Source organism: Streptomyces shaanxiensis (assembly GCF_039537145.1).
Taxonomy (GTDB): domain Bacteria; phylum Actinomycetota; class Actinomycetes; order Streptomycetales; family Streptomycetaceae; genus Streptomyces; species Streptomyces shaanxiensis.
Map to the genome: position 1 here is coordinate 640,586 of NZ_BAAAZY010000010.1, position 19,146 is coordinate 659,731.

Consider the following 19,146-nt stretch of genomic DNA (forward strand, 5'->3'; position numbering starts at 1 on the left):
CAGCAAGCGCACCGGCCGACGGCGGACCCACAGCAGACGCACTACCTGTAGCACTGCACGAAGGGGAAGCCATGACAGCGACGACCGACGGAAGCACCGGGGCATTGCCACCCCGGGCAGCCGCGGCCAGCGACACGGACACCGAGACCCCCGTGGCGGCCGGGGTGCACGAAGCCGCCGAGCGCGCGGTCCGGCGCGCCACCGACTTCCTGCTGGCGAAGCAGGACGCCCAGGGCTGGTGGAAGGGCGACCTCGAGACGAACGTCACGATGGACGCCGAGGACCTGCTGCTCCGTCAGTTCCTGGGCATCCGCGACGAGAAGACCACACAGGCCGCCGCCCTGTTCATCCGCGGCGAGCAGCGTGCGGACGGCACCTGGGGCACCTTCTACGGCGCGCCCGGCGAACTCTCCGCCACCGTCGAGGCGTACGTCGCCCTCCGTCTGGCCGGCGACGCGCCCGACGCCCCGCACATGGCGAAGGCCTCCGCCTGGATCCGCGCGCAGGGCGGCATCGCCGCCTCCCGGGTCTTCACCCGGATCTGGCTGGCCCTGTTCGGCTGGTGGAAGTGGGAGGACCTGCCCGAACTCCCGCCGGAGCTCATCTACTTCCCCAAGTGGTTCCCGCTCAACATCTACGACTTCGGGTGCTGGGCCCGGCAGACCATCGTCCCGCTGACGATCGTCTCCGCGAAGCGCCCGGTACGGCCCGCGCCCTTCCCGCTCGACGAACTGCACACCGACCCGGCCCACCCCAACCCGCCCAAACCCCTTGCCCCGGCGGCCAGTTGGGACGGCGCCTTCCAGCGGCTCGACAAGGCGCTGCACCAGCTGCGCAAGGTCGCCCCGCGCAGGCTGCGCAGAGCCGCCATGAACAGCGCCGCCCGCTGGATCATCGAGCGGCAGGAGAACGACGGCTGCTGGGGCGGCATCCAGCCGCCGGCGGTGTACTCGATCATCGCCCTGTACCTGCTGGGCTATGACCTCGAACACCCGGTGATGCGCGAGGGGTTGGCGTCGCTGGACCGTTTCGCCGTCTGGCGCGAGGACGGGGCCCGGATGATCGAGGCCTGCCAGTCGCCCGTCTGGGACACCTGCCTCGCGACGATCGCGCTCGTGGACGCGGGCGTGCCCGCCGATCATCCACAGCTCGTCAAGGCCGCGGACTGGATGCTGGGCGAGGAGATCGTGCGGCCCGGGGACTGGGCCGTGAAGCGTCCCCAACTGCCGCCCGGCGGCTGGGCGTTCGAGTTCCACAACGACAACTACCCCGACATCGACGACACCGCCGAGGTGGTCCTCGCGCTGCGCCGGGTCAGGCACCACGACCCGGAGCGGGTGGAGCGGGCGATCGGCCGCGGAGTGCGCTGGAACCTCGGGATGCAGTCGAGGAACGGGGCCTGGGGCGCCTTCGACGTCGACAACACCAGCCCCTTCCCGAACCGGCTGCCCTTCTGCGACTTCGGCGAGGTCATCGACCCGCCGTCGGCGGACGTCACCGCGCACGTCGTCGAGATGCTCGCGGTCGAGGGCCTGGCCCACGACCCGCGCACCCGGCGCGGTATCCAGTGGCTGCTCGCCGAGCAGGAACCGGACGGCTCGTGGTTCGGACGCTGGGGTGTCAACTACGTCTACGGCACCGGATCGGTCGTACCCGCCCTGGTGGCCGCCGGCTTCCCGGGTTCCCACCCGGCGATCCGCCGCGCCGTGACCTGGCTGGAGTCCGTCCAGAACGACGACGGCGGCTGGGGCGAGGACCTGCGCTCCTACAGGTACGTCCAGGAGTGGAGCGGCAAGGGCGCCTCGACCGCCTCGCAGACCGCATGGGCGCTGATGGCGCTGCTGGCCGCGGGGGAGAGGGACTCCAAGGCCGTCGAGCGCGGCATCGAGTGGCTCGCGGCCACCCAGCGGGAGGACGGCTCCTGGGACGAGCCGTACTTCACCGGCACCGGGTTCCCCTGGGACTTCTCGATCAACTACCACCTCTACCGGCAGGTCTTCCCGCTCACCGCGCTCGGCCGCTACGTCCACGGCGAGCCCTTCGCCGACAGGCCCGGGGCGACCCTGGCCGAGGTCAAGGGGGGCTGATGAGCCCACAGCCCGCCCCGGCCCCGCTGCTGATCGCCTGCGCGCTCGGCATCGAGCAGCTCGCCCTGCGCACGGGCGAGCGCGGCGGGGCGGGCGGGCCGGTCACCGTGCTCCGTACGGGCATGGGGCCCCGGGCGGCCGAACGCTCCGTCACCCGGATGCTGGCCGACCCGGCCCTCGCCGGGGCCGCCGTGCTCGCCACGGGCTTCTGCGCGGGGCTCGCTCCCGGGATGCACCCCGGCGATCTGGTCGTCGCCGAGGAGACCCGGGATCCGGCGGGAACCATTCCGTGCGTGGGGACCGACCTACTCGTCAAAGAGCTGGTGCGCGCCGTCCCCGGCCGCACCGTCCACACCGGACCACTCACCGGCTCCGACCGCGTCATCCGTGGTCAGGAACGGTCCGACCTGCTCTCGACCGGCGCAATCGCGGTCGACATGGAGTCGGCGGCCACACTCCTGAGCGCCGTACGAACGGGCGAGCGCCCGGTTGCGGCCGTCCGGGTGGTCGTGGACGCTCCAGAACATGAACTCGTCCGGATCGGCACGTTGCGCGGTGGAATATCTGCTTTCCGCGTCCTTCGTTCCGTTCTGCCTGCTTTCTTCGAATGGCACCGTTCTTTGCTGCTCCCCAGGAGGTGAGCCAGATGGCCATGCCGCTGCGTCAGTCCATCAAGGTCGCTACTTACTTGGCCGAACAGAAGCTCCGCAGGCGGGACAAGTTTCCGCTCATCGTCGAGCTGGAACCGCTCTTCGCCTGCAATCTGAAGTGCGAGGGCTGTGGCAAGATCCAGCACCCGGCCGGAGTGCTGAAGCAGCGGATGCCCGTCGCGCAGGCCGTGGGAGCGGTGCTCGAATCGGGTGCGCCGATGGTGTCCATCGCCGGCGGCGAGCCTCTGATGCACCCTCAGATCGACGAGATCGCGCGGCAGTTGGTGGCCAGGAAGAAGTACGTCTTCCTCTGCACCAACGCCATGCTGCTGCGCAAGAAGATGGACAAGTTCAAGCCCTCGCCGTACTTCGCGTTCGCCGTGCACATCGACGGCCTGCGCGAGCGCCACGACGAGTCCGTGGCGAAGGAGGGTGTGTTCGACGAGGCGGTGGAGGCCATCAAGGAGGCCAAGAGGCGCGGCTTCCGGGTCACCACCAACTCCACCTTCTTCAACACCGACACCCCGCAGACGATCATCGAGGTCCTCAACTACCTCAACGACGACCTCAAGGTCGACGAGATGATGATCTCGCCCGCCTACGCCTACGAGAAGGCCCCTGACCAGGAACATTTCCTGGGCGTCGAGCAGACCCGCGAACTGTTCAAGAAGGCCTTCGCGGGCGGCAACCGGCGCAAGTGGCGACTCAACCACTCCCCGCTCTTCCTGGACTTCCTGGAGGGCAAGGTCGACTTCCCGTGCACCGCGTGGGCGATCCCGAACTACTCGCTGTTCGGCTGGCAGCGCCCCTGCTACCTGATGAGCGACGGGTACGTCCCGACGTACCGCGAGCTGATCGAGGAGACCGACTGGGACAAGTACGGCCGCGGCAAGGACCCGCGCTGCGCCAACTGCATGGCGCACTGCGGCTACGAGCCCACGGCCGTCCTCGCCACCATGGGCTCGCTGAAGGAGTCGCTGCGCGCCATGCGCGAGACGGTCTCCGGAAACCGGGAGTGACAGCATGACCGCCATCCCCTTGGGCGTCCCCGAGGTACCGGTCCGGCCGATCGCCGAGCGGCGTGTGTCGCGGCTGATCCAGGTCGGTCCGGTGGCGGTGGGGGGCGGGGCCCCGGTGTCGGTGCAGTCGATGACGACGACGCGTACGTCGGACATCGGCGCCACCCTGCAGCAGATCGCCGAGCTGACGGCGTCCGGCTGCCAGATCGTGCGCGTGGCCTGTCCTACGCAGGACGACGCGGACGCGCTCTCGACGATCGCCCGCAAGTCGCAGATCCCGGTGATCGCGGACATCCACTTCCAGCCGAAGTACGTCTTCGCGGCCATCGAGGCCGGCTGCGCGGCCGTCCGCGTCAATCCCGGCAACATCAAGCAGTTCGACGACAAGGTCAAGGAGATCGCGCGGGCCGCCAAGGACCACGGCACGCCGATCCGCATCGGCGTCAACGCGGGTTCGCTGGACAGGCGGCTGCTGCAGAAGTACGGGAAGGCGACGCCGGAGGCGCTCGTGGAGAGCGCGCTGTGGGAGGCGTCGCTCTTCGAGGAGCACGACTTCCGGGACATCAAGATCTCGGTCAAGCACAACGACCCGGTCGTGATGATCGAGGCGTACAAGCAGCTCGCCGCCCAGTGCGACTACCCGCTGCACCTCGGGGTGACCGAGGCCGGGCCCGCGTTCCAGGGCACGATCAAGTCGGCGGTCGCCTTCGGTGCGCTGCTCTCGCAGGGCATCGGCGACACGATCCGTGTCTCCCTGTCCGCGCCGCCCGCCGAGGAGGTCAAGGTCGGCATCCAGATCCTGGAGTCGCTGAACCTCCGGCAGCGGCGCCTGGAGATCGTCTCCTGCCCGTCGTGCGGGCGGGCCCAGGTCGACGTCTACAAGCTCGCCGACGAGGTCACGGCCGGCCTGGACGGCATGGAAGTGCCGCTGCGGGTGGCCGTCATGGGCTGTGTGGTCAACGGCCCCGGCGAGGCGCGGGAGGCCGACCTCGGCGTCGCCTCCGGCAACGGCAAGGGGCAGATCTTCGTCAAGGGCGAGGTCATCAAGACCGTCCCCGAATCCAAGATCGTCGAGACGCTGATCGAAGAGGCGATGAAGATCGCCGAGCAGATGGAGCAGGACGGGGCCGCATCGGGCGCCCCCGCCGTCACGGGGAAACCGGCAGTGACGGTGAGTTGAACCAAGGCACGGACCGAGAGGGGGCCCGAGCGTGACGATTCTGGAGAGCATCCGGGGACCACGTGACCTGAAGGCGCTGTCCGAGGCGGAACTCGGTGAACTGTCCGACGAGATCAGGGAGTTCCTGGTGCACGCGGTCGCCAGGACCGGCGGACACCTCGGGCCCAACCTGGGGGTGGTGGAACTCTCCATCGCGCTCCACCGGGTCTTCGAGTCGCCGGTCGACCGCATCGTCTGGGACACCGGTCACCAGAGCTATGTGCACAAGCTTCTGACGGGACGGCAGGACTTCTCCAAGCTGCGTGGCAAGGGCGGCCTGTCCGGCTATCCCTCGCGTGAGGAGTCCGAGCACGACATCGTCGAGAACAGCCACGCCTCCACGGCGCTCGGCTGGGCCGACGGACTCGCCAAGGCCCGTCAGGTGCAGGGGGAGAAGGGGCACGTCGTCGCGGTGATCGGCGACGGGGCCCTCACCGGGGGCATGGCCTGGGAGGCGCTCAACAACATCGCGGCCGCCAAGGACCGGCCGCTGATCATCGTCGTCAACGACAACGAGCGGTCGTACGCGCCGACCATCGGGGGCCTCGCCAACCATCTGGCCACCCTGCGCACGACCGACAGCTACGAGAGGGTCCTGGCCTGGGGGAAGGACGTGCTGCTGCGGACCCCGCTGGTGGGCAGCACGATCTACGAGTCGCTGCACGGGGCGAAGAAGGGGTTCAAGGACGCCTTCGCGCCGCAGGGCATGTTCGAGGATCTCGGGCTGAAGTACGTCGGCCCGATCGACGGGCACGACATCGGGGCCGTCGAGTCCGCGCTGCGGCGGGCCAAGCGCTTCCACGGGCCCGTGCTGATCCACTGCCTCACGGAGAAGGGGCGCGGCTACGAACCCGCCCTCGCCCACGAGGAGGACCACTTCCACACCGTCGGCGTGATGGACCCGCTGACCTGCGAACCCCTCGCACCGTCCAACGGGCCGTCCTGGACCTCGGTGTTCGGCGACGAGATCGTGCGGATCGGTGAGGAGCGGGAGGACGTCGTGGCGATCACGGCGGCCATGCTGCATCCCGTCGGGCTGGGCAGGTTCGCCGAGCGGTTCCCGGACCGGGTGTGGGACGTCGGGATCGCCGAGCAGCACGCGGCCGTGTCGGCGGCGGGCCTCGCGACGGGCGGGGTGCATCCGGTCGTCGCCATCTACGCCACGTTCCTGAACCGTGCCTTCGACCAGTTGCTGATGGACGTCGCACTGCACCGGTGCGGGGTGACCTTCGTCCTGGACCGGGCCGGCGTCACGGGAGCCGACGGGCCCTCCCACAACGGCATGTGGGACATGTCGATCCTCCAGGTAGTCCCCGGCCTCAGGATCGCCGCGCCGCGCGACGCCGACCAGCTGCGGGCGCAGCTGCGCGAGGCCGTGGCCGTCGACGACGCGCCGACACTCGTACGGTTCCCGAAGGAGTCGGTCGGGCCGTCGATCCCGGCGGTCGACCGGGTGGGCGGGCTGGACGTGCTGCACCGGGACGCGGGTGAGCCGGATGTCCTCCTGGTCGCCGTCGGCGTGATGGCCCCGGTGTGCCTCCAGGCGGCCGAGCTGCTGCAGGCACGCGGCATCAACTGCACCGTCGTCGACCCCCGTTGGGTCAAGCCGGTCGACCCCGCGCTCGCGCCCCTCGCCGTACAGCACCGGTTGGTGGCCGTCGTCGAGGACAACAGCCGTTCCTCCGGAGTCGGCTCCGCGGTGGCGCTGGCGCTGAGCGACGCGGATGTCGACGTGCCGGTACGGCGGTTCGGCATCCCGGAGCAGTTCCTCGCGCACGCCAAGCGGGGCGAGGTGCTCGCCGACATCGGGCTCACGCCCGTGGAGGTGGCCGGCCGGATCAGCGCGAGCCTCGCCCTCAAGGAGGCCGAGGACGGGCCGGCCGGTCCGGGGCAGGCCGAGGGCAGCACTGGCGGTCGTACCGGTCGTACCGGCCGTTCCGGTCGTGACGTCGTGCCAGTCAAGGAGAAAGCCGAATGACCACGGAGTTCGACCTCGGCAGACTCCTCGCCGAGCGCGGAGCCGAGCGCTACGAGCTGCACGCGAAGTACCTCAACCACCAGCTCCCGCGCATGCTGCACACCATCGGCTTCGACAAGGTCTACGAGCGGGCCGAGGGCGCGTACTTCTGGGACGCGGACGGCGAGGACCACCTGGACATGCTCGCCGGGTTCGGGGTGATGGGGCTGGGGCGCCACCACCCCGTCGTCCGCAAGGCGCTGCACGACGTCCTCGACGCGCAGCTCGCCGACCTCACCCGCTTCGACTGCCAGCCGCTGCCCGGGCTGCTGGCGGAGAAGCTGCTCGGGCACAGCCCGCATCTGGACCGGGTGTTCTTCGGCAACAGCGGGACGGAGGCGGTGGAGACCGCGCTGAAGTTCGCGCGGTTCGTCACGGGCAGGCCGCGGGTCCTGTACTGCGACCACGCCTTCCACGGGCTGACCACGGGTTCCCTGTCGGTGAACGGCGAGTCCGGCTTCCGGGACGGCTTCGCACCCCTGCTGCCGGACACGGCTGTCCCTCTGGGTGATGTCGACGCCCTGGCAAGGGAGTTGAAGAAGGGCGATGTGGCAGCGCTCATCGTCGAGCCGATCCAGGGCAAGGGCGTGCACGAGTCCCCGCCCGGCTATCTGCGGGCCGCCCAGGAGTTGCTCCACAAGCACAAGGCGCTCCTCATCGCCGACGAGGTGCAGACGGGGCTGGGCCGGACCGGGGACTTCTACGCCTACCAGCACGAGGACGGTGTCGAGCCGGACCTGGTGTGCGTGGCCAAGGCGCTCTCCGGCGGGTATGTGCCGGTGGGCGCCACCCTCGGCAAGGACTGGATCTTCAAGAAGGTCTACTCGTCCATGGACCGGGTCCTGGTCCACTCGGCGAGCTTCGGGTCCAATGCCCAGGCCATGGCGGCCGGGCTCGCCGTGCTGTCCGTCATGGAGAACGAGCAGATCGTCGCCAACGCGCGGGCGACCGGGGAGCAGTTGAAGTCCCGGCTCGCCGCGCTGATCGACAAGTACGAACTGCTCTCCGACGTGCGCGGCCGGGGCCTGATGGTCGGCATCGAGTTCGGCCGTCCCGACTCGCTGAAGCTGCGGAGCCGCTGGACCATGCTGCAGGCCGCGCGCAAGGGCCTGTTCGCGCAGATGGTCGTCGTTCCGCTGCTGCGGCGGCACCGGATCCTCACCCAGGTCTCCGGCGACCACCTGGAGGTGATCAAGCTCATCCCGCCGCTGATCATCGGCGAGCCGGAGGTGGACCGGTTCGTCGACGCCTTCACGGATGTGATGGACGACGCGCACAGTGGGGGCGGGCTGATGTGGGACTTCGGCAAGACGTTGATCAAGCAGGCGGTCGCCAACCGGTGACGCCCGGGGTGACACCCCGGGCGCGGAGGCCGCGCACTGCCGCCCAGGCCGGGGTTCTTTGCCTCTGAGGCAAGAAATTTGCCGCAGAGGCAAACATCCGGCTGACTGGGGAGCATGAGCTCTCCCGAGAACGAGCCGGAGGCCGACTCGACCGGGCCGGCCGGGGCCCTGCCCGTCGTCGCGCCGCAGCTCCGCGCGCTGCGCCGCCGTGCCTCCCTCACCCTGGAGGCCGCGGCGCGCGCCGCAGGGCTGTCGCCCGCCCACCTCTCCCGTCTGGAGACCGGGCAGCGCCAGCCCTCGCTGCCGATGCTGCTCGCGCTCGCACGCATCTACGGTACGACCGTCTCCGAGCTGCTCGGCGAGACGGTCACCGACCGGGACGCCGTCGTGCGCGCCGCCGACATGGAACCGACCGTGGCGGGCGGCTGGACCTACTTCCAGGCGGGCGCGCCCGGGCGCGGGATGCAGGCCCTGCGCGTCCATGTGCCCTACGGCTCGCAGGGCGACATCGTCCGCGTGCACCCCGGCGAGGAGTGGCTCTATGTGCTCCAGGGGCGGCTACGGCTGCGCCTCGGGGACACCACGCACCGGCTCGCGCCCGGCGACAGCGCGCACTTCGACTCGCTCACCCCGCACCGCATCGCCGCCCAGGACCCGGGCGGGGTCGAGCTCCTCTTCGTCCACACCCTGCTGCAGAGCCCCACGGCCACCCTGTGCCTGGGACCCACCCCTGGAGAGACGCCATGAACAACATGGAGGAGAAGTTCCCGCGCGCCCTGTGGGTGCGGCTCATCATCTACATCGCGGTGGGGCATGTCTTCGCCGCCTTCATCTACCTGCTGTTCGAGATGGGAGCGAAGTAGGCGCGGGCGCGGAGACGCGGGGAACGCGGAGGAGGCCGGGAGCGAGGCCTGTGGCCGTCGGCCCTCAGTCGAGCAGCCGCTCCCGCAGCCGCTCCCGGGCCTCCGGAGTGATCCCCAGACCCTGCTCGAGGTAGGCGTCGACGCCGCCCCACGTCTCCTCGATCGTTTCGAAGGCCGCCGTCAGATACTCGGCGCGCGCGTCGAACAGCGGGCTGAGCAGCTCCATGACCTCGGGGGAGTAGGCCGAGGCGGAGCTGCTGGTGCGGTGCACCTTGTAGCGGCGGTGCTTGGCGTTGGACTCCAGGTAGTCGGCGAGGATCGCCTCGCGCTCGACGCCGAGGGCGAGCAGCGTCACGGCGATGGACAGGCCGGCGCGGTCCTTGCCGGCCGCGCAGTGCATCAGGGCGGGGACGCTGTCCTCCACGAGCGCGTGCACCACCTGGGAGTGCTCGGCGGTGCGCTCCTTGATGATCGTGCGGTACGAGGCGATCATCCGGCCCGCGGCCTTGCCGTCGGCGAGGATCTCGCGGAGCTGGTCGATGTCGCCGTCGCGGACCATCTGCCAGAACTCCGCGCCGTCCGCGGGGTCGCTCAGCGGCAGGTTCACATTGCGCACGCCCGTCAGCTCGACGTCCGGCCCCTCGAGTTTCTGGTCCGCCGCGTTGCGGAAGTCGAAGATCGTGTGCAGGCCCAGGGAGCCGAGGAAGGTGGCGTCCTCCTCGGTCGCGTGCGCGAGGTGGCCACTGCGGAACAGCACTCCGTACCGCACCCGCCGTCCGTCCACGGTCGGCAGGCCGCCCACGTCGCGGAAGTTACGGACTCCGGCCAGCTCGGGCTCGGTCGACGGGATCTGCTGCGTCACGGGGGCTCCTCCCAGTCGGCCCCGCCGACGCGGCTCGGCGGTGCGGCCGACGGGGTGCGCTCTCGACCATACGACATGGATACCTGGGGCAATGAGTTATCCACAGGCGTTGCATCGGAGGCTCCCGGCCCTTGATGATGTTGGTGCTTGAGTGGACCTGTTCGAATCTGTGAGGGCCTGATGCTGGAGATCTCCGACCGTGGACGCACCTGGGTTCTTTCCGGGCCCACCAGTAGTTACGCCCTCCATCTGACGGAGGCCGACGAGCTGCTGCACCTCCACTGGGGCCCGCGGATCGCGCTCGCCGACGCCGAGGAGCTGGCCGCGCGCCCGCTGCCGGAGTACCGGGGCTTCGAGTCGCAGCTCGACGGTCACGAGGAGTACCCGGTCGAGGGCGGCCCCCGGTTCGTGCGGCCTGCCCTGTCCGTGCGCACCGACGAGCGGCGCGGCACCGAGTGGACCTTCGAGACGTACGAGACATACGGGGCCGGGGGCGCCGAGGGTGAGGAGCTGCGGCTGCGGTTCCGGGACGGCGGGCTGGGTGTCACGCTGCACTACCGGATGCGCGGCGATGTCGTGGAGCGCTGGGTGACCCTGGACAACCAGGGGCCCGACCTGGAGCTGCTGCGCGCCGACTCCGCGACCTGGACCCTGCCCGACCGCGAGGACTGGCGGCTGTCGCAGCTGCATGGACGCTGGGCCGCGGAGTCCCGGCTGACGCAGTCCTCCCTCACCTACGGTGAGAAGGTCATCGGCAGCCGCCGCGGCCACACCGGGCACCCTCTCCTGCCATGGGTCGCGCTCGACACCGATGCCACCGAGGAGCGCGGCGAGGTGTACGGCTGCGCCCTCGCCTGGTCGGGGTCCTGGCGGATCGCGGTGGCCCAACTGCCGGACGCGCGCGTGCAGATCACCGGTGGGGTCGGGTACGACGAGTCGGGTCTGCTGCGGCTGGCGGCGGGGGAGTCGTTCGTGACGCCCGTCTTCGCCGGGCTGTGGAGCGACGGCGGCTTCGGGGGCGCGAGCCGTGCCTGGCACGCCTACCAGCGTGCGCATGTGATCCCGGACGCCGATCGGGACCGGCCTGTGCTCTTCAACTCCTGGGAGGCGACCGAGTTCGACATCTCCGAGGAGCAGCAGGGCACCCTCGCCCGGCGGGCCGCGGCCATCGGCGTCGAGCTGTTCGTCGTCGACGACGGCTGGTTCGGGGCGCGCACCAGCGACCGCGCCGGGCTCGGCGACTGGACGCCCAACCCCGACCGCTTCCCGAACGGCCTCAAGCCCCTCGCCGACTACGTGCACGCCCTCGGTATGCAGTTCGGCATCTGGGTCGAGCCGGAAATGGTCAATCCGGACAGTGAGCTGTATCGCGCCCATCCGGACTGGGTGCAGCACCAAGAAGGACGAAAGAGGACAGAGTTCCGCAATCAGCTCGTACTGAACATCGCCCGCGAGGACGTCCAGGAGTACCTCTGGAACCAGCTCGACGGACTCCTCTCCAGTGCCCCGATCGACTACGTGAAGTGGGACTTCAATCGCTGCTTCAGTGACGCCGGCTGGCCCGGCGAGGCGTACCCGCAGCGGCTCTGGGTCGACCATGTGCATACCTTCTACGCCCTCTTGGACCGGCTGCGGGACGCCCACCCGGGAGTCGCCTTCGAGTCCTGCTCGGGCGGTGGCGGCCGGATCGACCTGGGTGTGCTGAGTCGTACCGACCAGGTGTGGACCTCCGACAACACCGACCCGCTCGACCGGCTCGCCATCCAGCACGGCTTCAGCCAGATCCATCCGGCGCGGGTCATGGCCGCATGGGTCACCGACAGCCCGAACAACCAGCTCAACGGCCGGGTCAGCTCGCTTCGGTTCCGGTTCGTGAGCGCCATGGCCGGGGTGCTCGGCGTCGGCGGCGACCTCACCCGGTGGACCGAGGGGGAGCTCACCGAGGCGCGGGAGTGGGTGGAGCTCTACAAGGAGATCCGTCCCGTCGTGCAGCGCGGGGACCTCTACCGGCTGCGGCCCCCGCGGGGCGGCCTGAGTGCCGTGCAGTACGTGCGCGGCGACGAGACGGTCGTCCTCGCCTGGCTCCAGTCGCAGAGCTACGGCGAGGCCGTGCCGGCGCTGCGGCTTCGCGGACTCGACCCGACAGCATCGTATGAATGCCGCGAAACGGGCGAAGTTCACCGAGGGGCCGTATTGCTGCATCACGGACTACTTATCGGTCTGCGTGGCGACCTCGATGCGACAGTTATCCGACTGCGTCGCATCTAGGCGTTCTGTCCGAATTAGCGCCTTCATTCCAACTCGCTCTGGAGTAAGGGGAGCTGGAGCAGTGTCACGTGAGGAGCGTCATATTCGTGACCGTGCGTCGCCCGTCATGTTCACGTAATTCACGCGCTTTTCAAGGGGTTTTGAGCCGGGTGGCGTGCCCATAATTTACGCAGTGTGACCGAGAATTCCCACAAGGGATCAACAGGAACGCATTCGGACGGAACCTCTCACTTGTTCCCGTGCGTCTTCCTCGCTTACGTTCGCCACCAATCCGGACGGACGCCTAATCCTGCCGCCGACCGGATCCCGCGCTAACTCACCCGTGTACGGCAGGAGCGGGGGACCCACAGGTACAACCGCCTGTTCCGGTCTCCGGAACGGCTTGGGGTCAAGTCGCGTTTCGACGCGGCCGGGCATCTCCAGCCCGCACCCGACAGCTCACCTCGCAGGCGCCGGAGAGGAATTCGCCATGCCCGCGAAGGGTAAGCACCGCCGTCCGAAGTCCCCGCGCTTCGCCCGCTCCATCGCCGTCGCCGGAACCGGCGGCGCCGCGCTCGCTCTCCCGCTGATCGGAGCCACCGGCGCCCACGCGGCTCCCGCGCAGTCCGTTTCGGAAAAGGCCGTTCAGACTCTTCCGGTCGCCGACAAGAAGGTGGCCGAGAAGAAGGCTGCCGAGAAGAAGGACGCGGACCGGAAGGCGGGTGTGCAGACCTATTCGGTGAAGGTCGGCGACTACCTTTCGAAGATCGCGGACGAGCAGAACGTCAGCGGCGGCTGGAAGAAGCTCTACGCCGACAACCGTGAGGCCGTCGGTGCGGATCCGTCCCTGATCCACCCCGGTCTGAAGCTCTCGATCGGCGGCAAGAAGGCCACGGCGAGCGCTCCCAAGTCGCCGTCCGCTTCCACGTCTTCCTCGCCTTCTTCCTCCTCTTCGGCCCCGAAGTCGTCGGACTCGTCCGCCTCGAAGTCCTCCGCGGCGAAGACGACCAAGGCCGCTCGGAGCGCCGAGACCACCAGCACCGCCAGTGGCTTCAGCGCCCCCCTGGCCACGTCCGCCGTCGGCACCGCGTACAAGGTGGCGGGCAGCATGTGGTCCAGCGGCTACCACACCGGCGTCGACTTCTCCGCCGCGACCGGCACCTCGCTGAAGGCGGTCGGCGCGGGCACCGTCGTCTCCGCCGGCTGGGGCGGGGCGTACGGCAACCAGGTCGTCATCCAGCTCGCCGACGGCTACTACGCCCAGTACGCCCACCTGTCGTCGCTCTCCGTCTCGGCCGGCCAGACCGTGACCGCGGGCCAGCAGATCGGCCTCTCCGGCGCGACCGGCAACGTGACCGGCCCGCACCTGCACTTCGAGATCCGCACCACGCCGGACTACGGCTCGGACGTCGACCCGGTCGCCTACCTCCGCTCCAAGGGCGTCGCCATCGGCTGACCCCCCACTCACCACCTCGCCTGACACGCAACCGAAGGCCGGACCCCGATCCCCGGGTCCGGCCTTCGGTGTGTTCGGCTCCGCCGGCCGGCGGTGATCCGCGACTGGAGGCCGCCGACCTCGGCACCGTTCATGATCGCTGCATTGCGGTCTTGTGGCAGGCGTGCCCCGGGCATCGACAGGGAGGGGAGAGTGAGGACACAGTGATCTCCGTACCGCCGCAAGCGCTTTCCATGCTGCCTTCCACGGCCCACGGAGGTCCCCGTGCCCGGCGTCGACCGACGCGCCGTCATCAAGGGCGCCGCAGTCGCGGCCGCCGCCGCCCAGTTCTCCCGGGCCCTGTCCCGCCCCGCCACGGCGGCGGACGGTGACGCCACCGAACTTCAGTGGCTGGAGGGCTCCACCCTCGACGCTCACGCGGACGCCACCTGGGGCGTGCCCTGGTCCCGTGGCGCACACCGGCCCGAGCAGCAGTTCCGGCTCGCAAGCGCGGACGGCGACGACGACGTGCCCGTGCAGACCTGGGGCACCGGCAACCGGCCCGACGGCTCGGTGAAGTGGACGGCGCACGCGATCGCGCCGGATGCGTCGAAGTCCGCCACGTACCGGCTCACCGCGGGCACCCCCGCCGCCCCGGCGCGGAAGGTGGCCGTAACGCGCTTCGCCGGACGCGTCGAGGCGTCCACAAGGACGACACGACGCTCGCCACGCGCCAACTCCTCGGCCCAGTGGGCGCTCGCGGCGATCCAGAACCTCGCCCTGATCGGAGACCGGATCCCGTCATGAGACGTACGTTCCTGACCGCGGCGCTTACCGCGGCGGTGATCACGGGGCCCGTCGGCGGTGGTGTACAGCCCGTCATGGCGTCCGGCGACTCGAACATCGTACGGCCGGATGACGGACGCCTCGCCTACGAGGGCCACTGGGGCCGGACCCCCGATGCCGCCACCACCGTCAACTCCGGTTCCCGGCTGACCTTCCGCTTCAGCGGCGACACGGCCCACGCCCTGTTCGACGTCTCGTCGATCACCGTGCCCGCGCAGATCTACGTCTCGGTCGACGGAGGTCCGAAGCGGCTGTACGCCGTCGACCGCAATGTCATCGCGATCGAGGCGACCGGTCGGGGGCCGCACACGGCAGAGCTGTCCGTGAAGGACGTCTTCTCCCGGGCCAACCGGTGGACGCCACCGCTGGAGACCGGCGTCGTGCTCACCGGCATCCGGGGCCGGGTCCTGCCCCAACATGCCCGGTATGTGAGGCAGTTGGCGTTCTACGGCGACTCCATCACCCAGGGCGTCCTGGCCCTGTGCGAGGTCAACACCTCCGACTGCGCCGACGGTACGGCCGCCTACCCCACCCTCGTCGCCGACGCCCTGCACGCCTCGCTCACCCAGGTCGGCTTCGGCCGGCAGGGCGTGATCCAGACCGGCAACGGCGGCGTGCCGGCCGCGCAGGACGCGTACGGCTGGAACTACGCGGGCTCCAGTGCGGACCCGGACCGCCGGGCCGACGTCATCGTCGTCAACCAGGGCACCAACGACGCGGCGTACGGCCCGGCCGAGTTCCGTGCCGCCTACCGCGCCTACCTCGGCAGGCTGCGGTCCGCCGCACCGCGCGCCCGCATTCTCGCGCTGCGCCCCTTCGACGGCACGCACGCCGACGACATCGCCGCCGTCGTGGACGAACTCGCGGACCGACGTGTCGAGTTCGTCGACACGTCCGACTGGCTCTCCCTGTCGGACGGGGACTTCAACGGAACCGTCCACCCCAGCGCCCAGGGCCACCGCAAGGCGGCCGACCGACTGATCGCCCTCATCACAAAGGAGCTCTAGTGCACGCCAACCGACGCCCAAGAATCGGCGCCGTCGCCGCGGCCGCCCTGCTGGCCGGGCTGTTCTCCGCGCCCGCCGGTCACGCCGCCGAACCGGGCCGCATCTCGGAGAACCTCGACCGCGGACTGGTCGCCGTACCCTCCGGCGAAGGCACCTTCCTCAGCTGGCGCCTGCTCGGCACCGAGTACGCGCGGCACGGCAGCGCCATCGCCTTCAACGTGTACAAGAACGGCCGCCGGCTGAACCGGGCTCCGGTCATCAACTCGACGACGTACCAGGACAACACCCGTGGCAAGGGGACGTATTCGGTACGTGCTGTGGTCAACGGGCATGAACAAAAGGCGAGTTCGGCCGCACTCGACTTCTCGCGAGGCTACGCCGAGATCCCGCTCGCCACCGCCGACGGCTACACCGTGCAGCACGCCTGGCCCGGCGACCTCGACGGCGACGGACGCTACGAACTCGTCGTCAGCCGTCTCTCCCAGACCCGTGACAGGCCCGACCTGCTGGAGGCGTACACCCTCACCGGCGACCGGCTGTGGCGCGTCGACCTCGGCCCCGGCTCGTACACCCAGGCCGGCGGAAACGGCGCCAACGACCCAGCACCCGCCGCGATCAGCGGTTCGACGGCGATCGGCGGCTACCGCAACGACGACAACGTCACCGTCTACGACCTCGACAGTGACGGGAGGGCCGAGGTGCTGGTGCACACGGCCGACGGCACGACCTTCGCGGACGGCTCGAAGGTCACCGCGGCCTCGCCCGCGAACCAGTTCGTCTCGGTCATCGACGGCGCGACCGGCACCGAGCGCACCCGGCAGCCCGTCCCCGACGACTTCGTCCCCGACGGCCCCTCCGGCGGCCACTTCGGCATCGCCTACCTCGACGGCGAACGCCCCAGCCTCGTCACCAAGTTGGTCACCCGGGTCGGCGCCAGGCGGGGCGCCTTCCGGATCCTCTTCCAGTCGTGGGACTTCAACGGCACGGACCTGAACCGCCGTTGGAAGTACGTCGTCCCGGCCGACGGCGGCGCGACCAGCTTCCACCAGATCCGCACCGTCGACGTCGACCAGGACGGCACGGACGAGATCGCGGACGGCAACTACGTCGTGAACAGCGACGGCACCCTGCGCTACGTCGTCGACGGTGCCGGACACGGCGACCGCTTCCACATCGCCGACCTCGACCCCGACCGCCCCGGCCTGGAGGGCTTCGCCATCCAGCAGGCGGAGCTGGGCGTCATACCGAAGTTCCCCTGGTACTACTACGACGCCGACAGCGGCGAGCGCCTGGTGACCGGGCAGCACCCGGCGGACTGGGAGAACGACACCGACATCGACGTCGGCCGCGGCAGCACCGGCGACATCGACCCGAACCACCCCGGCTACGAGTACTGGACGTCCACCGCCGACGTCACCGCACCGGGCGCGGGCGTCTACAACGTCCAGGACGGCCAGGTCTCCACGACCACGCCCAGCGTCAACTTCCGTATCTGGTGGGACGGCGACAAGGCGTCGGAGAACCTCGACTTCACTCACGTCGAGAAGTGGGACCCGGCCACCCGGACCAGCGCGAAGATCTTCGAGCCGTCCGGTGTCGTGTCGGGCGCCCGCAACGCCACCCCGTTCTACGGCGACATCGTCGGCGACTGGCGCGAGGAGATCCTCGCCGAGACCGCCGACCACACCGCCCTGCGCCTCTACACCACCACCGAGCCGACGAAGACGCGCATCTACACGCTCGCCCAGAACCCCGAGTACCGCCTCGGCTGGACCGTGCGCGGCTATCTGCAGTCGACGTACACCGACTACTACCTCGGCACCGAGACCCGTCGGATCCCCAAGCCCTCCCTCACCCTCCCGGAAGGAGCCGTCTCCCGTGACGACCACGCGTAGAGCCTTCGGAGCCCTCGCCGCCGGCGCCGCACTGGCCGCCCTCGCCCCCGCGACCACCGCGAGCGCCACTCCCAGCCATCGACGGCTGATCGCCCACGACGACTTCCGGCACGGCCTCGGCCAGTGGGCCGTGGAGCTGGAGAAGGGCGGTACCGTCACCGCCTCGCGCGGTGTGCTGGAGGTCGACGTGCCCGCGGGTGCGACGATCTGGTTCAAGAAGCGGCTGGAAGGCCCGTACGTCATCGAGTACACGGCCACGCCGATATCGGCAGGCGGAGTCAACGACCGAGTCTCCGACCTCAACAACTTCTGGAACGCCACCGACGTCCGCTCCCCGGACGACATCTTCGCCACCGAGCGGGGCGGGGCACTGGCGGAGTACGACCACCTCAAGACGTACTACGTCGGGTACGGCGCCAACACGAACACCACGACACGACTGCGCCGGTACGTCGGCGAGGCCGGGGTCCGTCCGCTGGTCTACGACTACACCGAGCCGCTGCTCGTGGCGAACGAGCCCAACCGGGTCCGGATCGTCTCCGACGGTTCGACCGTGCGGTGGTGGAACAACGGACGGCTTGTCTTCGACTACAGCGACCCGGAGCCGTACACCAGCGGGCATTTCGCCTTCCGGACCACCTGGAGCCACTTCCGGTTCAGCGGCTTCCGGGTGTGGCGGTTGAGCCCACAACACCCCTGATCAGAGGCTTATTCCTGGTTTGGTCAACACTTTAGGAGTGGCTTATCTCACCGCGCGTCAACCCTTCCTTACGGTCGCGTAGGTCACATTAGAAGGTGAATCATGCCCGTGTGGCAGACGATTCGAAGAGTGACAGCAGATCAGAGATCGGGTCGTACGTCGCGGTGGGGGACAGCTTCACCGAGGGCGTCGGCGACCCCGGCCCCGACGGGGCGTTCGTCGGCTGGGCCGACCGGTTCGCGGTACTCCTCGCGGACCGGCGGCCCGAGGGCGACTTCGACTACACCAACCTCGCCGTGCGCGGCAAACTGCTCGACCAGATCATCGAGGACCAACTCCCGAAGGCCGCGGAACTGGCCCCGGACCTGGTCTCGTTCTGCGCGGGCGGCAACGACATCATCCGGCCCGGCACCGACCCCGACGAGGTGGCCGAGCGCTTCGAGCGGGCCATCGCCCGGCTCACGTCCGCCGTCGGCACCGTCATGGTGACGACCGGCTTCGACACCCGTGGCGTGCCCGTGCTGAAGCATCTGCGCGGCAAGATCGCCACCTACAACGGACATGTGCGGGCCATCGCCGACCGGTACGGCTGTCCCGTGCTCGACCTGTGGTCCCTGAAGACCGTGCAGGACCGCCGGGCCTGGGACGACGACCGGCTCCACCTGTCTCCCGAGGGGCACACGCGCGTGGCGCTGCGCGCGGGCCAGGTCCTCGGCCTGGAGGTGCCGGCCGACCCGGACCAGCCGTGGCCGCCGCTCCCGCCCCGCGGCACCCTGGAGATCCGCCGGGACGACGTCCACTGGGCGCGCGAGTACCTGGTGCCGTGGATCGGGCGGCGCCTGCGCGGCGAGTCGTCGGGGGACCATGTGACGGCCAAGGGCGCGCTGTCGCCGGACGACATCAAGATGCGGATCGAATCGGTGGCTTGAGGCTGCTCGTCGGCGGTGTGGGCCGCG

The 19,146-nt window shown here is 69.9% G+C and carries 16 protein-coding genes and 1 riboswitch; of the genes, 15 read left to right on the plus strand and 1 reads right to left on the minus strand.

Annotated features, from left to right (window positions below; genetic code table 11):
* Positions 1 to 71 precede the first annotated feature (71 nt).
* The 8 genes from shc to ABD932_RS16915 all read left to right on the plus strand — a co-directional run bounded on the left by shc (position 72) and on the right by ABD932_RS16915 (position 9,198).
* Positions 72 to 2,087, plus strand: coding sequence for a squalene--hopene cyclase (shc, locus tag ABD932_RS16880; RefSeq protein ID WP_345013410.1), 2,016 nt, complete (start codon positions 72 to 74; stop codon positions 2,085 to 2,087).
* Positions 2,087 to 2,728 carry a 5'-methylthioadenosine/S-adenosylhomocysteine nucleosidase family protein gene (locus ABD932_RS16885; RefSeq protein ID WP_345013412.1) on the plus strand — a complete coding sequence of 214 codons (642 nt, stop codon included), beginning with the start codon at positions 2,087 to 2,089 and terminating at the stop codon, positions 2,726 to 2,728. Before shc ends, ABD932_RS16885 begins: the two co-directional genes overlap by 1 nt.
* A 5-nt stretch (positions 2,729 to 2,733) precedes the next feature.
* On the plus strand, positions 2,734 to 3,756 hold the full coding sequence (hpnH, locus tag ABD932_RS16890) for an adenosyl-hopene transferase HpnH (protein ID WP_345013413.1): 1,023 nt from the start codon (positions 2,734 to 2,736) through the stop codon (positions 3,754 to 3,756).
* A 4-nt stretch (positions 3,757 to 3,760) separates the two neighbouring features.
* A complete protein-coding gene (gene ispG / locus ABD932_RS16895; protein ID WP_345013415.1) occupies positions 3,761 to 4,936 on the plus strand; it encodes a flavodoxin-dependent (E)-4-hydroxy-3-methylbut-2-enyl-diphosphate synthase in 1,176 nt (391 codons plus the stop codon).
* Between the two features lie 31 nt (positions 4,937 to 4,967).
* Positions 4,968 to 6,953, plus strand: a complete 1,986-nt coding sequence (dxs, locus tag ABD932_RS16900) for a 1-deoxy-D-xylulose-5-phosphate synthase (protein ID WP_345013417.1) — start codon at positions 4,968 to 4,970, stop codon at positions 6,951 to 6,953.
* A complete protein-coding gene (locus ABD932_RS16905) occupies positions 6,950 to 8,335 on the plus strand; it encodes an aspartate aminotransferase family protein (RefSeq protein WP_345013419.1) in 1,386 nt (461 codons plus the stop codon). The genes dxs and ABD932_RS16905 overlap by 4 nt, the downstream gene beginning before the upstream one ends.
* A gap of 114 nt (positions 8,336 to 8,449) precedes the next feature.
* Positions 8,450 to 9,082, plus strand: coding sequence for a helix-turn-helix domain-containing protein (locus tag ABD932_RS16910; RefSeq protein WP_345013421.1), 633 nt, complete (start codon positions 8,450 to 8,452; stop codon positions 9,080 to 9,082).
* On the plus strand, positions 9,079 to 9,198 hold the full coding sequence (locus ABD932_RS16915) for a DUF6126 family protein (RefSeq protein WP_345013424.1): 120 nt from the start codon (positions 9,079 to 9,081) through the stop codon (positions 9,196 to 9,198). Before ABD932_RS16910 ends, ABD932_RS16915 begins: the two co-directional genes overlap by 4 nt.
* 64 nt (positions 9,199 to 9,262) lie before the next feature.
* On the opposite strand, the gene ABD932_RS16920 is transcribed toward ABD932_RS16915, so the two are convergent.
* Positions 9,263 to 10,060: a tyrosine-protein phosphatase gene (locus ABD932_RS16920; protein ID WP_345013426.1), complete on the minus strand. Its 798-nt coding sequence runs from the start codon at positions 10,058 to 10,060 to the stop codon at positions 9,263 to 9,265.
* Positions 10,061 to 10,240: 180 nt separating this feature from the next.
* On the opposite strand from ABD932_RS16920, the gene ABD932_RS16925 reads away from it, so the two are divergent.
* From ABD932_RS16925 to ABD932_RS16955, 7 genes are all read left to right on the plus strand, one after another.
* A complete protein-coding gene (locus ABD932_RS16925) occupies positions 10,241 to 12,328 on the plus strand; it encodes an alpha-galactosidase (RefSeq protein ID WP_345013428.1) in 2,088 nt (695 codons plus the stop codon).
* A gap of 299 nt (positions 12,329 to 12,627) precedes the next feature.
* A riboswitch (cyclic di-AMP (ydaO/yuaA leader) is annotated at positions 12,628 to 12,793 on the plus strand.
* A 4-nt stretch (positions 12,794 to 12,797) separates the two neighbouring features.
* Positions 12,798 to 13,763, plus strand: coding sequence for a LysM peptidoglycan-binding domain-containing M23 family metallopeptidase (locus tag ABD932_RS16930; protein WP_345013430.1), 966 nt, complete (start codon positions 12,798 to 12,800; stop codon positions 13,761 to 13,763).
* A 264-nt stretch (positions 13,764 to 14,027) separates the two neighbouring features.
* Positions 14,028 to 14,549, plus strand: a complete 522-nt coding sequence (locus ABD932_RS16935) for an RIFT barrel domain-containing protein (protein ID WP_345013432.1) — start codon at positions 14,028 to 14,030, stop codon at positions 14,547 to 14,549.
* The gene (locus tag ABD932_RS16940) at positions 14,546 to 15,595 is read left to right on the plus strand and encodes a GDSL-type esterase/lipase family protein (protein ID WP_345013434.1); all 1,050 of its coding nucleotides are present in this window, start codon (positions 14,546 to 14,548) and stop codon (positions 15,593 to 15,595) included. Before ABD932_RS16935 ends, ABD932_RS16940 begins: the two co-directional genes overlap by 4 nt.
* Entirely contained in the window at positions 15,595 to 17,490 is a 1,896-nt protein-coding gene (locus ABD932_RS16945) for a rhamnogalacturonan lyase family protein (protein WP_345013436.1), read from the plus strand. Before ABD932_RS16940 ends, ABD932_RS16945 begins: the two co-directional genes overlap by 1 nt.
* Positions 17,474 to 18,190, plus strand: coding sequence for a DUF6250 domain-containing protein (locus ABD932_RS16950; RefSeq protein WP_345013438.1), 717 nt, complete (start codon positions 17,474 to 17,476; stop codon positions 18,188 to 18,190). The genes ABD932_RS16945 and ABD932_RS16950 overlap by 17 nt, the downstream gene beginning before the upstream one ends.
* Positions 18,191 to 18,300: 110 nt before the next feature.
* Positions 18,301 to 19,119 carry an SGNH/GDSL hydrolase family protein gene (locus ABD932_RS16955; RefSeq protein WP_345013440.1) on the plus strand — a complete coding sequence of 273 codons (819 nt, stop codon included), beginning with the start codon at positions 18,301 to 18,303 and terminating at the stop codon, positions 19,117 to 19,119.
* The last annotated feature ends 27 nt before the right edge of the window (positions 19,120 to 19,146 follow it).

Excerpts from the sequence above, each read along its gene's own strand:
- shc (WP_345013410.1), top strand. The coding sequence starts at position 72 with ATGACAGCGACGACCGACGGAAGCACCGGGGCATTGCCACCCCGGGCA.
- ABD932_RS16885 (WP_345013412.1), top strand. The coding sequence starts at position 2,087 with ATGAGCCCACAGCCCGCCCCGGCCCCGCTGCTGATCGCCTGCGCGCTC.
- hpnH (WP_345013413.1), top strand. The coding sequence starts at position 2,734 with ATGGCCATGCCGCTGCGTCAGTCCATCAAGGTCGCTACTTACTTGGCC.
- ispG (WP_345013415.1), top strand. The coding sequence starts at position 3,761 with ATGACCGCCATCCCCTTGGGCGTCCCCGAGGTACCGGTCCGGCCGATC.
- ABD932_RS16905 (WP_345013419.1), top strand. The coding sequence starts at position 6,950 with ATGACCACGGAGTTCGACCTCGGCAGACTCCTCGCCGAGCGCGGAGCC.
- ABD932_RS16910 (WP_345013421.1), top strand. The coding sequence starts at position 8,450 with ATGAGCTCTCCCGAGAACGAGCCGGAGGCCGACTCGACCGGGCCGGCC.
- ABD932_RS16915 (WP_345013424.1), top strand. The coding sequence starts at position 9,079 with ATGAACAACATGGAGGAGAAGTTCCCGCGCGCCCTGTGGGTGCGGCTC.
- ABD932_RS16925 (WP_345013428.1), top strand. The coding sequence starts at position 10,241 with ATGCTGGAGATCTCCGACCGTGGACGCACCTGGGTTCTTTCCGGGCCC.
- ABD932_RS16930 (WP_345013430.1), top strand. The coding sequence starts at position 12,798 with ATGCCCGCGAAGGGTAAGCACCGCCGTCCGAAGTCCCCGCGCTTCGCC.
- ABD932_RS16940 (WP_345013434.1), top strand. The coding sequence starts at position 14,546 with ATGAGACGTACGTTCCTGACCGCGGCGCTTACCGCGGCGGTGATCACG.